At 73.9% G+C, this 12,678-nt stretch carries 10 protein-coding genes; 4 read left to right on the forward strand and 6 right to left on the reverse strand.

All coding sequences use genetic code 11. The annotated features are described in order from the left end of the window. Window positions 1-477 precede the first annotated feature (477 nt). A complete protein-coding gene (locus ACZ6R6_RS36105; RefSeq protein WP_470101090.1) occupies window positions 478-1,650 on the forward strand; it encodes a serine hydrolase domain-containing protein in 1,173 nt (390 codons plus the stop codon). A 42-nt stretch (window positions 1,651-1,692) separates the two neighbouring features. Here ACZ6R6_RS36105 and ACZ6R6_RS36110 read toward each other — a convergent pair whose 3' ends face one another. The 3 genes from ACZ6R6_RS36110 to ACZ6R6_RS36120 form a co-directional block, all read right to left on the reverse strand. Further along, window positions 1,693-1,980: a hypothetical protein gene (locus ACZ6R6_RS36110; RefSeq protein WP_470101092.1), complete on the reverse strand. Its 288-nt coding sequence runs from the start codon at window positions 1,978-1,980 to the stop codon at window positions 1,693-1,695. 163 nt (window positions 1,981-2,143) lie between these two features. Next, entirely contained in the window at window positions 2,144-2,761 is a 618-nt protein-coding gene (locus ACZ6R6_RS36115) for a hypothetical protein (protein WP_470101093.1), read from the reverse strand. Further along, window positions 2,751-3,983 (reverse strand): SMI1/KNR4 family protein, encoded by a 1,233-nt coding sequence (locus tag ACZ6R6_RS36120; RefSeq protein WP_470101095.1) that lies wholly within the window; start codon window positions 3,981-3,983, stop codon window positions 2,751-2,753. Before ACZ6R6_RS36120 ends, ACZ6R6_RS36115 begins: the two co-directional genes overlap by 11 nt. A 627-nt stretch (window positions 3,984-4,610) precedes the next feature. Between ACZ6R6_RS36120 and ACZ6R6_RS36125 the strand changes: the two genes are divergently transcribed. The 3 genes from ACZ6R6_RS36125 to ACZ6R6_RS36135 all read left to right on the forward strand — a co-directional run bounded on the left by ACZ6R6_RS36125 (window position 4,611) and on the right by ACZ6R6_RS36135 (window position 9,449). Beyond that, entirely contained in the window at window positions 4,611-7,163 is a 2,553-nt protein-coding gene (locus tag ACZ6R6_RS36125; RefSeq protein WP_470101097.1) for a proprotein convertase P-domain-containing protein, read from the forward strand. Between the two features lie 85 nt (window positions 7,164-7,248). After that, on the forward strand, window positions 7,249-8,493 hold the full coding sequence (locus ACZ6R6_RS36130) for an MFS transporter (RefSeq protein ID WP_470101099.1): 1,245 nt from the start codon (window positions 7,249-7,251) through the stop codon (window positions 8,491-8,493). Beyond that, on the forward strand, window positions 8,490-9,449 hold the full coding sequence (locus tag ACZ6R6_RS36135; RefSeq protein ID WP_470101101.1) for a hypothetical protein: 960 nt from the start codon (window positions 8,490-8,492) through the stop codon (window positions 9,447-9,449). Before ACZ6R6_RS36130 ends, ACZ6R6_RS36135 begins: the two co-directional genes overlap by 4 nt. Here ACZ6R6_RS36135 and ACZ6R6_RS36140 read toward each other — a convergent pair whose 3' ends face one another. The 3 genes from ACZ6R6_RS36140 to ACZ6R6_RS36150 all read right to left on the reverse strand — a co-directional run bounded on the left by ACZ6R6_RS36140 (window position 9,450) and on the right by ACZ6R6_RS36150 (window position 12,576). Continuing rightward, window positions 9,450-10,403 carry a hypothetical protein gene (locus ACZ6R6_RS36140; protein WP_470101103.1) on the reverse strand — a complete coding sequence of 318 codons (954 nt, stop codon included), beginning with the start codon at window positions 10,401-10,403 and terminating at the stop codon, window positions 9,450-9,452. 27 nt (window positions 10,404-10,430) lie between these two features. Continuing rightward, the gene (locus ACZ6R6_RS36145) at window positions 10,431-11,315 is read right to left on the reverse strand and encodes a TrmB family transcriptional regulator (protein WP_470101105.1); all 885 of its coding nucleotides are present in this window, start codon (window positions 11,313-11,315) and stop codon (window positions 10,431-10,433) included. A 124-nt stretch (window positions 11,316-11,439) separates the two neighbouring features. After that, on the reverse strand, window positions 11,440-12,576 hold the full coding sequence (locus tag ACZ6R6_RS36150; protein ID WP_470101107.1) for an ROK family protein: 1,137 nt from the start codon (window positions 12,574-12,576) through the stop codon (window positions 11,440-11,442). Between the last annotated feature and the right edge of the window lie 102 nt (window positions 12,577-12,678).

The following is a 12,678-nucleotide window of genomic DNA, read 5'->3' on the forward strand; positions in this document are numbered from 1 at the left end:
CACGGCGACGCACGACGGATCCCCGAACGCCGGCCGTGAAGCCCCGTGCGATCGGCGTGCCCCCGCCCGCCGCCGCCCCCTCACCGGAGGCCGGCGAGACGCTCGCCCGGCCCGGACCGCCAACCGCGATCCGGCTGAGTCCGCCGATCCCCGGCCCCCGCGTCCCGCACTCGTCCGCACCGGCGTGCCGGCGGACCTCCGGCCTCCGGCCGCGGCATCCACCGGCGCCTCGCCCGGCAGCCGGCCCGCGCCCGGACGCGGGGCGCGGGACGCCTTTGCCGCGCCGCCCGCCCGGTCCGCGACGCCACGCCCGGCCATCCCACCCGAGGACGCGCCAGCGCGCGCCGCCCCGGTGTCCACCGCCGTCTGCCGCGTGCACCGCCTTCCGGTCACCTGGCAGGCGGACCGATGAAACTCGACCGATCGCGAGTCCGTGCGGTCTTGCACGGCTCGCGCCACCCGAAAGGAAACACCCCCATGCGCACACGCACGGCTCAAGCGGGCCTCGGCCTGCTCATCACCGGGGCGATGGTGGCGGGGAGCGCCATGGCGGCCTCCGCGACGCCCTCGGCGCCGGCCGGCCCCGGCCGTGCCGAGGTCCAGCGCGTGCTCGACCGGGCCGTGGCCGAAGGCGGCGTCCCCGGCATCCTCGCCGAGATCCGCGACGGCCGTGAACGGTGGTCCGGCTCGGCCGGAGTGGCCGACACCAGGACCGGTCGCAAGCGTAAGCCGCAGCACCGCTTCCGCATCGGCAGCACCACCAAGACGTTCGTGGCCACCGTGGCCCTGCAGCTCGCGGCCGAAGGCACGGTGAGCCTCGACGACACCGTGGAGAAGTGGCTGCCCGGCGTGGTCGGCGGCAACGGCAACGACGGGCGCAAGATCACCATCAGGCGGCTGCTCGACAACACCAGCGGGATCTTCGACTACCTCCAGGACCAGGCGGCGGTGAACCGCTACGGCTACCCCACCCCCCGACAGCTCGTGCAGATCGCCATGTCCCATCCGCCCGCCTTCGAACCGGGCACGAGCTGGGGATACTCCCAGACCAACTACGTCCTGGCCGCGATGGTCATCGAGCGGGCGACCGGCAGGACGCTGGCGGGGGAGATCTCGCGGCGCATCGCCCGCCCGTTCGGCCTGGCCGGGACGTACCTGCCGCGCGGCGAGGACCTGAAGCTGCGGGGACCGCACTCGCGGCACTACTCCAAGCTGAACCTGCCCGACCCCGGCGCCGAGATCCACGACGTGACCGAGATGAACACCTCCCCGTTCTGGGCGGCCGGGGCCATGATCTCCACAGCTCGGGATCTCAACCGCTTCTTCAGGGCGCTGCTGGGCGGCCGGCTCCTCCCGGCCGCCCAGCAGCGGGAGATGTTCACCATGGTCCCGACCAAGGACTGGATCCCCCACACCACCTACGGCCTGGGCGTCTCCTCGGTGAGGCTGTCGTGCGGCGCGACGGTCTGGGGCATGGGCGGGGCCATCTTCGGTTCGTGGACCTACACCTACGGCACCCGCGACGGCGGGCGCGTGGTCGCGGTCAACGTCAACGGCGACTGGGCCGGGGGCGGGTGGAAGGACCCGATCGGCGTCTTCACCGATGTGCTTCAGGCGGAGTTCTGCCCGGACGGTTCCCGGGCGCCGTAGTCGGCCTCAGCGCCCGGCTCCGGCTGCGCGACGCGTGCGCCGTCATGTAGTCGTACAGCTTCTCGTAGGCCGGCTGCCGCCTGGCCACGTCGTAGGCGTCGCTGAAAGCCACACCCGGGTCCGGTCCAGGTCCAGCCGCTCCAGGGTGGCGTCCGTGGCCGGGCCGTACCGCCAGCTCTTCGGGATGGCGCTCAGCTGACGGCCCGGCCGGAAGGGGAGCGCCCCGAGGCTGTGGGTGAGGTCGACGCGCACGGTGTTCGGGCTGTCGGTCCGCGCGGAGGCGACCGGGTGCTGAACGCCGGGAGCGACGCAGACTCCTGCCACGAGCATGAGGGGTGAGGTCAGCGACTTTCGCACCGTGTTGCCGCGATAGCTGGATGGTCGCGAAAGATCATAAACCTTGGGACGGCGGCCTCCGGCTGGACGAGCACACCCTCAGGTCCGCCGGCGCTCTGTCCCCGCCTCCGTACGGCGCCGGGCAGGCTCCGGGGCCTCAGCCGCGGGGACGCCAGGCGCGGGGCATCAGGCCGGTGGCTCGGGCGGCGCGGTCCTCCTGGGCGCTTCCCCGCGCCCTGCCGGGCTTGGCGCGGACGACATAGCGGAAGGGGAGCCCGCCGGGGCGCGCGAGCATCCCGCCGAACCGGGTGTCGCCGGCGAACCACACCTCCCCGGCCGCGGGCACGCCGTCTTCCGGAGGGGGGAAGGAGCACTGTGCCTGGCCGTCGGGCCGCAGCAGCACGACCCGGCTCTGCCGCGCCCAGTTCCGGCCCCGGTCACGCCGCCCCTCGGCGGCGACCACCCGCACGGTCTCGACGGCGCAGGGCCACACCTGCCAGCCGTACGCGGACATGATCGCCCTTTCCTTGCGCCGTGCCCGGCGCCACAGCAGGACCGGGGCGGCGGTCGCCGCGGAGACGGCCACGAGGGCCACGGCGGCAGGCGACACCGGCCCCTCCGTCACGGCCGCCAGTGCCGACAGCACCGCTTCGGCGGCGAGCAGGGCCAGGCCCAGGCGCGAGCCCCGCTCCCGGCCCCGGAGGATCTCCTCCACGCCCAGGGTGTCGACGGCCGCCCCCGGTAGCACCCGGTAACCGAACTCCTCAGCGAGCATCGACGTCCTCGGTTCCCGCACCCGGCTCGGTGGCGATCGCGTCGAAGCGGGACGCGTCGGCGGGGTGTCCCCAGCGGCGGCACTCCCAGGCCAGGCGCCGGGCGCGCAGCCGTAGGGCGGCCGGGGCGCGGTCGGCGGGATACAGGTGGCTCGCCGGCCCGAGTCCTCTCCCGAGCGGGGCGTCGGCGCGCAGGACCTCCTCGGCGGCCGAGGGGTCGCCGGTCAGCACCCGAAGGAGGGCGCGGCGCACGTAGCCGAAGTCGTCGTCGGGACAGTACGCGATGTGCTCCTCGGTCGCCGCGCACGCGTCGTCCAGCCGGCCCCGCATCACAAGCAGCTCGACTCGCAGGCGGCGCAGCCACGCGCTCTCGAACGGCCATCCGCACCGCGGGATCGTGTGTTCCACGGTGGTGAGGGCGTCGGTGATCCTGCCTTCCTCACGCAGGAGCACGGCCTCCGCGAGCGCGATGCGCACCTCGTAGTCCATCGCGGCGCCGACCGCGCGGGCTCGGGTGAGGAGGTCGCGGGCGTCGCTGTGGCGGTGTCCGTAAAGGGCGGGGTAGACCCGCATGAGCAGCCGTAGGACCTTTACCTCCGGCTGTCCGTCACCACCGGCGGGTGGCGGCGGGAGGAGGCCGAGCAGCCGCCGGTCAACGCTCCAGCCGGCCTCGTCGCGCACGGTGGCCTCGATCCGTTCACCCAGCACCGTGCGCAGCGAACCCTCCAGCCAGTCGTGGTACCACACGCCGAACGACTGGGCCTCGGGGGCCAGCACCTCGCCGACGCACGTCCAGTCGCCCCAGACCTGGCCCGCGGCGGGACCGTTGACGACGAGGTGGGAGCGGTAGCCGCAGCCGTGCTCGGCGACCGGCAGCAGCCCTTCGAACGCGGCTTCCATGACGTCGTCGTAGTCCTCGTCGTCCAGGTCGGGCGGCTCCCACTCCTCGGTGAACGGGAACGGGCCGGACCGCGTCCAGGCGTGCTCCGGCGGCAGTCCGTGAACCCCGTAGTACGGGCCGGCGCCGCCGTTGCCGAGCCGGGTCAAGAACGTGCGGTAGTCGGCCGGGAAGCGCACCCCGGTCCGGGCCTCGACGGCCTCCAGCGCGGCCTCGTCGAGCGGCGGCTCGAACCGGTAGCGGTGTCGGCGGGCGCCGAAGAGTCCGAAGTCCGTGTCGTACTCGCTGAGCGCGTCGATGCCGCGCCGGATGACGTCCAGATCCACAGCGGCACCCTATTCGGCGGCGGCCTGTGACGGGGCGCCTGACGGTGGCCCGGTCCGCCGGTGCGGCGGCGGGGGAGTCGGTGAACGGGCCGCAGGCGCTCGCGCCCGGCGCCAGGTGGAGCAGCCGGTTGGGCGAGCTGCTGCCCGGGTCGGTCACCTTGCCGGTGGTGGCCGCGGTCACGAGGGCGTCGGCGATCTGCGGGGTGGGAGGGCTGGGCCAGTACGGGGCCGGTCGTGGCCATGAGCGTGGCGGTGGCCACGGCGGCCACGGCGCGGCTGGGTCGTCTCATGGGGTGAAGGTCCTGCGCCGGCACCCTCATTGTGGGGGAAGCAGTGCCACTGGCACCAATACGCCATGATTCCAGCGATAAACAGCCATAAATGCCGTTAATAGGGACATAGCGCGTGGCGTCAAGGCGTCAATTCACGGAACAGCAAGCGTTGACAGGGCCGCTGGCCAGGGGAGACTCCGGCTGACCTGCCCGCGCGCCGCCCGGCCATTCACTGAATGCTGTCACGGCGTCCGACACGGCCATTGACTCCGCGCGTACGGCAGATAGCTTTCCGATCGCCGTGGGGCCCACGGAGAGGCACGACTCTTGACCCCATCCGAGAGGAACACCGTCCGTGATCCCTTCTCAGAGACGCTACCGACTCCTGTCCGGTACGGCGTGCCTGGCGATGCTGGCCGCGCTCGGCGCCGGACCGGCCCAGGCCCAGGCAGCCGGAACCCAGACCCAGGGCCGGCAGGCCCAGACCACGAACGTACGGACGGCCCAGGCCGCGGCGCAGGCGGCTCCCGCCGAGGACACCGTGCCGCAGCTCGCCGAGAGCGCCGCCGGTACGGGCAGCGTCGCCGTGTCCGGGTCGGCGGCCAGGGCCGCCGCCCGCGAGGTGTGCAGCTCCGGAGCCAAGTGGCTGCGCCTGCGCTTCACCCGGCTCGACCTGCGCGGCAGGGACAGCCTGACCGTGACGGGCTCGGCGGGCGGCGGCTTCCGGTTCACCGGGGACGCCTGGCGCGACAGGGTGTTCACCACCCGCGCCCTGCAGGGCGACTGCGCCAGGGTGGAGCCCCGCTTCAGCGACCCGGCCAGCGCATACGCCGTCGACGGTTACCAGGCCGGCACCCAGTCCCTCGCGGCCGCCGACGTCGTGGTGGCCGGGGCCGGCGACATCTGCGGCAGCGCCTGCGCCGACACCGCCAAGCTCCTGACGGGCATCAACCCCGCCGCGGTCTTCACCACCGGCGACAACGCCTACGAGAGCGGCACGCTCAGCGAGTACAACGGCGCCTACAGGCAGACCTGGGGCCCCTTCTTCGACAGGACCTACCCCACCCCCGGCAACCACGAGTACAAGACCAGCGGCGCCTCCGGCTACTTCGACTACTTCGGCGCCCGCGCCGGCGCCCGCGGCAAGGGCTACTACAGCTGGGACATCGGCGACTGGCACTTCATCGCGCTCAACAGCAACATCTCGACGAGCGCCGGCTCGGCCCAGGAGCAGTGGCTGCGCCAGGACCTCGCCGCCAACACCAAGCCGTGCACCGCGGCCTACCTGCACCACCCGCTCTTCAACGTCGGCGACCACGGCGCGGCCACCGGCACCCGGCCGCTGTGGAAGGCCCTCTACGATCACAAGGCCGACCTGCTGCTGGCCGGCCACGACCACAACTACCAGCGGTGGGCGTTGCAGGACCCCGACGGCAGGGCCGACCCGAACGGCATCCGGGAGATCCTGGTCGGCACGGGCGGCCGGAGCTTCTACTCGCTCAGCTCCAGCAACCCGGCCAATCTCCAGGCCAAGAACGCCAACACGCACGGCGTGCTCAAGCTGACCCTGTCCAGCACCGGTTACCGGTTCGACTTCGTGCCGATCGCCGGCCGCACGTTCACCGACAGCGGCACCGCCACCTGCCACAAGGCGGGCTCGAGCACGCCCGACTTCACGGTGGGCGCCCAGCCCTCCTCGCTGAACGTCGCCCCCGGCGCCTCGGCCACCTCCACCGTGCAGGTGGCGAGCCGTGACGGCTTCGCCGGCACCACCCAGCTCGCCGTCTCGGGCCGGCCGTCCGGTGTGACCGCGACGATCTCCCCGTCGTCGGTGACGGTCAGCGGCGGCGCGACCGCGGACGCCACGCTCAACGTCTCGGTGGCCGCGGGCACGCCCACCGGCACCCACACCCTGACCGTGACCGGCACCTCCGGCTCCCTCAGCCACACCGCCACCGTCCAGCTCACCGTCGGCGGCGGGGGAGGCACGACCGCCTTCTCCGACGACTTCGAGGCCGAGCGTGGCTGGACCGCCAACCCCGCCGGCAGCGACACCGCCACCAGCGGGCGCTGGGAGCGCGGCGACCCCGAGGAGACCGCCGAGTCGGGCGTCAAGCAGCTCGGCACCACGGTCAGCGGCCTCAACGCGCTGGTCACCGGCAAGCTGGCCGGCTCCGGGCCGGGCGCCGACGACGTCGACGGTGGTGTCACCGGCATCCGCTCCCCGGCCGTCACGCTGCCGGCCGGCGCCTCCACGCTGACCTTCTCCTACAACTTCGCCCACCGGGACAACTCCGGCCCCGACGACTACCTGCGTGTCAAGGTCGTCGGCACCGGCACCGGCACCGGCACTGGCACCGGCACCGGCACCGTCACCGTCACCGTCCTGGAGAAACTCGGCACCGCCTCCACCGACCTGGACGGCGCCTGGAAGACGGCCACCGCGGACCTGAGCGCCTTCGCCGGGCAGAGCGTCCGCATCCTCGTCGAGGCGGCCGACGTCGGGACGGCGAGCCTCGTCGAGGCCGCCGTCGACGACGTGCGGATCACCTCCTCCGGCGGGGCAGACGCCTTCCGCAACGACACCGAGTCCCCGGTGCCGGACCGCGGCAGCGCGGAGAGCCCCATCGCGGCCGCCGGCCGGCCGGACAACGCGCCGGCCGGGCTGCGGGTCAACGCGCGGATCTCCCACCCCTACCGCGGTGACCTCGCCGTCGAGCCGGTCGCCCCGGACGGGCACACCTTCCCGATCAAGGCCGCGCACAGCAAGGAGGACGGGGCCGACCTCACCGTCGGCACCGCCGTGGACGGCTCCGGCACGGCCGCGAACGGGCAGTGGCGGCTCCGGGTGAAGGACACGCTCGACCAGGACAACGGCGTCCTGAACTCCTGGAGCCTGACCTTCTGACCGGCGCCCCGGGGGCGCGGGACGGAGCCGCCGTCCCGCGCCCCCGCTCGGCCCGCCAAGCCCTCCGCCCCAGAGAAGGTGAACCGTGTATCTGTCCACAACCAGGGCCACCGGGACGCCCGCGGCCGCCGGGCGGCTGAGATCCGCCCGCGTGCCCGCCACCGTGGTCGCCCTCGGCATGGTGAGCTTCTTCACCGACATCTCCGCCGAGATGGTCGCGGCGTTCCTGCCCATGTACCTGCTGTACGGCCTCGGCGCCGGTTTCCTGCACCTCGGTCTGCTCGACGGCCTCTACACGGGTGCCAGCGCGCTGCTGCGGCTGGCCGGGGGCCACCTGGCCGACCGGTCCGCGCGGCCGAAGGCGGTGGCCCTGGCCGGTTACGGTCTGTCGGCCGCGAGCAAGCTGCTGTTCCCGCTGGTGGGCGGGGCGGTCTCGGCCATCGGCGCGGCGGTCGCCGTGGACCGGGCGGGCAAGGGGCTGCGGGCGGCCCCGCGTGACGCCCTCATCACGGCCGCCACGTCCCCGCACGCGCTGGGCGCGGCCTTCGGCGTCCACCGGGCGCTGGACACGGCGGGTGCGCTGCTCGGCCCCGTGGTGGTGTTCGCGCTGGTGGCCGCCGTCGGCGACGCCTACGACGCGGTCTTCGTCACCAGTTTCTGCCTGGCCATGATCGGCGTGGTGATCCTGGCGTGCTTCGTGCGCGACCGGCGGATCGCCCCGGCCGTCCGCCCGCGGGTCTCCTTGCGGGACGGCTGGGGTCTGCCGGCGCGGCGCCCGCTGCGCCGGGCGGCGGCCTACGCGACCATGCTGGGGTTGGTCACGGCCGGGGACGCGTTCGTGTTCGTCGGCGTCCAGCGGCAGGCCGGGCTGGGCGCGGCCACTCTGCCGCTGCTGCCGCTGGCCACCTCACTGGTGTTCCTCCTCGCGGCGGTGCCGCTGGGCAGGCTGGCCGACCAGGTTGGCGGCTGGAAGGTGTTCGTGGCCGGCCACGCGCTGCTGGCGGCGGCCTACGCGCTGCTGGCCGCCGCGTGGCAGGGCCCGGTGGCGGCCGCGTGCGTGCTGCTGCTGCACGGGCTGTTCTACGCCGCCACCGACGGGGTGCTGATGGCCCATCTCGCGCCTCACCTGCCCGAGCACCTGCGCGCCAGCGGCCTGGCCATCACCCAGACCGGCCAGGCGCTGGCCCGCATGGGCGGCACGATCGGCTTCGGCGCGCTCGCCACGGGCTGGGACCTGCGCGTCTCGTTCGGGGCCTTCGCCGTGCTGCTCGCCGCCGGCCTCCTGCCGGCCTGCGCCTTCCCGCCCGGTGGAAAGGAGACCCTGTCGTGAGCGCCCGCCGCCGGATCGTCGCCGGAATCTGCTCGATCATGGCGCTGGCCTGCGCGGGCGGCGGCTACGTGGCCTGGGCGATGACCGGGAACGAGCAACCGGTCACGCGGGCCGCGGCCGAGGCCGGGCCGGGCACCCTCGTGTTCCTGGACCGCGGCCGGACCCTCGCCCAGGTGCCGGTCACGGACGCCGGCGCGGAGCCGGTCCGCCGCGTCCGGACCTGCCTGCGCGCCTACACCTCCGGGGGCACCACGGTGTGCCTGCGGCCGGTCGCCGTGCCCGCCGGTTTCGAGGCGGCGTTCCTGCGCGGTGACGAGGAGATCGCCGAGCCGGTCCGCATCGACGGCACGCCCAGCAGGGCGCGGGTCTCCCCGAGCGGCCGCCTGGCGGCCTGGACGGTCTTCCGCTCCGGCGACTCCTACGACCCGGGCGGGTTCGCCACCACCGCCGGCATCTACGACACGCGGTCCGGGACGCTGCACGGCTCGCTGGAGGACTTCGCCGTCGTCGTCAACGGCGAGCCGTACCGGCGGGAGGACCGCAACTTCTGGGGCGTGACGTTCGCGGCCGACGACCGGATCTTCTACGCGACGATGGGATCGGGCGGCCGGATCTGGCTGCTCCGCGGCGACCTGGCCACGCGCACGCTCACCGCGGTCGCCGACGGCGTGGAGTGCCCCTCACTGTCGCCCGACTGGACGCGGATCGCCTACAAGAAGCGGGCCGGCACGCGCTGGCGGCTGCACGTCATGGACCTGCGGACCGGGCGTGAGATCCCGCTCGCCGAGCGGGCCGAGGTGGACGACCAGGCGGCCTGGGTGGACGGCGCGACCGTGGCCTACGCCCGGCCAGACGGCGAGGGGCGGATCTCTCTGTTCGCCGTGCCGGCCGACGGCACGGGGGCGCCGCGGCTGCTGCGCCGGGACGCCTCCTCGCCGGCGGTGATCCAGCGATAGTCAGTTCCACTCCCAGGCCACGCCGTGGATGCCCGGCTCGGGGTCGAAGAGCGTGTAGGTGGCCGTGCCCGTGCCGCCGACCAACAGCTCCTCCGTCGCGGTCCGCGGGTGCGCGATCGACGGCTGGTAGAAGCCGCGGCACAAGGGAGGCAGCGCCGCCGGGTCGAAGACCACCTCGATGGTCAGCTCCCGCGTGCCGGGCACCACCCGGTGGGCGGTGTACGGGTCGAGGTGGCCGGGCGGGAAGGCGAGCGTGTACTCCGTCACCGCGGTCGCGCCCTGCGGGAGGATGCGGTCGAGGATCATCTCGTGGACCTCGAAGCCGGTCTCCGGGTCGCTCCTGACCCGGCCGGGCCGCCATCCCCGGGGCTGCTCGATGGCCGGGCCGGGCACCCCGGCCATGTGGAAGCGGTGGACCATGAGCGCGCGGTGCACGTGGGGGCGCTGCGCCTCCATCACCACCTGCATGAAGATCGAGCGGATCTGCCGGTGCGCGTCGAGCCGCACCAGCGTGCTGCGCCGCCGCTGGAGCAGGTGGGCCATGGTGTCGGGGGCGGCCTCCACCTGGGCGAGCACCCGCAGCAGCCCGTCCGGCCTGGCCCACGACCGGTCGGGCCGGGTCGGGCGGGGGACGTGGTGCCCGGTCCAGCGCCCCCGGGGCCTGGGCGGTCCGAGCAGGCCGACGAGCGAGCCGGCCGGCACGTCCAGCACCTGCTCCAGGGCGCGCAGCGCCCGGATCGACTCGGCCCGTTCGGGCTGCGTGCGGCCGGACTGCCAGTAGCTCAGCGCCGTCCTGCTCACCGAGATCCCCTGCTCGCGCAGGCGGTGCTGGAGGCGGTCGAGGCTCAGGCCGCCTACCTGGATGGCCAGCCTCAACGCGACGCTGAACGGCCCGGCGGCCAGCGCCTCGTCGAGGGACCTGCGCAACTCCTCAGGCGGCTGTTGCTGGTTCACCCCTGCGCTCCCTTCCGTCGAGCACGCCTACAGCCAGCCCCGCCGGGCCGCCGCGACGGCCAGCTGGAACCTGCTGGTCGTGGCCGTCAGGGCCATCAGCTGCTCCAGCCGGCGGTAGAACGTCCTGCGGCTCATCCCCAGGCTCTGGGCCGCGCGGGCGTCGCTGACCCCCGCGTTGAGCAGGACGAGCAGTCTGCGGTCATCGGCGCGGATCGACGGCCCCGTCCCGGCCGCCAGGTGCAGGGGGACGGCGCTCTTCCAGCAGATCTCGAACAGCCCGGCGAGCGCCTCCAGCAGGCCCCCCGGGTAGACGATCGTCAGCGCCCCGTCCCGGCCGTTCTCCGGCCTGGCGAGCCACGCGAGGTCCTTGTCGAGGATGGTCATGTTCACCGGCAGGTCCGCGGCGACGCGTGCCTGCTCCCCGGCCTCCACGCACGGCGTGACGTTCTCCTCCAGGTAGCCGGGCAGCTCCAGGGACTCCCGCGCGTAGACCACCCGGTAGCTCACCCCCCGGGCGAGCTGCTCGATCTCCGCCCTGTTGACGGCCCCGAACAGGTGCGGCGGCCGGTCGAGCCGCCGGATCCCGTGCCGGACGCCGTTGACGAGCTGCCGGATGCGCAGCTTCACCGCAGGGCCGGTCACCACCTCGACCGGCGAGTCGACGTCGGTCCTGCGGGCGGACCTGCGCTGCGTCTCGAAGGCGTGGCCCACGGCGATGCGCGCCTGCTCGACGTCGGCCTGCCGCCGCCGGACCAGCGCGTCGAGGCCGACCTCCGGCACCACCGCCCGGAAACCGCTGGCGTCGTGCCGGCCCGCCAGGCCCCAGGTGGTGAGCTCCTTCAACGCCGAGCGCGCCTGGTCGGCCCGCAGGTCCAGCGCCTCGGCGAGCGCCGCCTCGGTCACCTGCCGCATGGAGAGCAACTGTACGTACACGCGGGCGGTTTGGGGGCGTAAGCCGAGAATGACCAGGTGACTATATAGATCATCCGGTTCCACGCGATCACTATAAGTAATCCGGTGGCTGTCTGTCGGCATTTCACGAGGCGAGACTGGCGGCCAGCACCAGGCTGGCCGCGCCGCGGGCGTGACCGCTGTCGTCCCACGGCCTCAGGGTGATCTCCAGTCCGGGCAGGGCCGCGATGACCCCCTCGTCGACCGCGCGGTGGAAGCCGGGCGCGATGTACGGCCAGAGCACGTGGCTCTCTCCGATGACGGTCAGCGCCCGCACGGCCAGCACGTTCACCACGCCCGCCACGGCGCGGCCGAGGATCTCACCGGCCTCGGCGAGCAGGTCGCGCACGCCCGGGGCGTCGTCGGCGGCCAGGCGGCGCAGTCCCTCCAGCGGCGGCGGCACGTCGACGAGGCCGCGCGCCACGGCCTCGGCGGCGAGCGCGTAGTCCGCGACGTAGGCGTCGACGCAGCCGCGCCGCCCGCACACGCACTTCGGGCCGCCCGGACCGGTGGGCACGTGGCCGAACTCGCCGGCCACCCCGTCGGGGCCGCGATGGACCCGGCGGCCCAGCACGATGCCCATGCCCACGCCGTCGCCGATGGCCAGCACCAGGAAGTCGTCGTGGTCGCGGCCGGTGCCGTAGAGCAGCTCTCCCGTGGTGGAGGCGCGGGTGTCGTTGTCGATCAGCACGGGCACCGGCAGGCGCGCCGCCAGTGGCGGCTGGAGCGGCAGGTCGGTCCACCCCATGCGCGGCGACAGCCGCACCGTTCCGGTGCCGGGGTCGATGACCCCCGGGACGGCCAGCCCGATGCCGAGCACCCGTGAGCCGGTGTCGGGATCGCGCAGCACGTCCTCGCACGCGGCCGCGAGCTGTCGCACGGGGTCGCCCGTGGGCGAGAACGGCCGGGTGAAGCGGGCCACCTCGCCCCCGTCGAGCCGGGCCAGCACGCCCATCAGATGGTCGGAGTGGACGCGCAGGCCCAGCGTGTAGGCGGCGTCGGGGACGACCTCCAGCGGCACTTTCGGCCGCCCTCTGCCGCTGACCTGCGGCGGCAGCTCGCGCAGGAAGCCCAGCTCGATCAGGCGGCGGGTGTGCTCGGTCACGGTGGCGGCACCGAGGCCCAGCCGGGCGGCGATCTGTGACCGGTTGAGCGGCCGTGACCCGAGCATGGCGAGGATCTCCGCCTTGACCAGGTCTTCCCGGTACGGAGGTGGGGGCATGTCGGTCATTCTGCCTCTCTTGACGGCCTGCGCGTCCCGACCCTAAGGTCAGCCACCATAATAAATTCGTCCCCGAAAAATATCACGGGCGGCGTCTAGGAG

The sequence above is a fragment of the Streptosporangium sp. NPDC048886 genome, from assembly GCF_055586905.1.

What these genes read in the sequence shown, in the direction of transcription:
- ACZ6R6_RS36105 (WP_470101090.1), top strand. Translation starts at nt 478, where the DNA reads ATGCGCACACGCACGGCTCAAGCGGGCCTCGGCCTGCTCATCACCGGG.
- ACZ6R6_RS36110 (WP_470101092.1), bottom strand. Translation starts at nt 1,980, where the DNA reads ATGCTCGTGGCAGGAGTCTGCGTCGCTCCCGGCGTTCAGCACCCGGTC.
- ACZ6R6_RS36115 (WP_470101093.1), bottom strand. Translation starts at nt 2,761, where the DNA reads ATGCTCGCTGAGGAGTTCGGTTACCGGGTGCTACCGGGGGCGGCCGTC.
- ACZ6R6_RS36145 (WP_470101105.1), bottom strand. Translation starts at nt 11,315, where the DNA reads ATGCGGCAGGTGACCGAGGCGGCGCTCGCCGAGGCGCTGGACCTGCGG.
- ACZ6R6_RS36150 (WP_470101107.1), bottom strand. Translation starts at nt 12,576, where the DNA reads ATGCCCCCACCTCCGTACCGGGAAGACCTGGTCAAGGCGGAGATCCTC.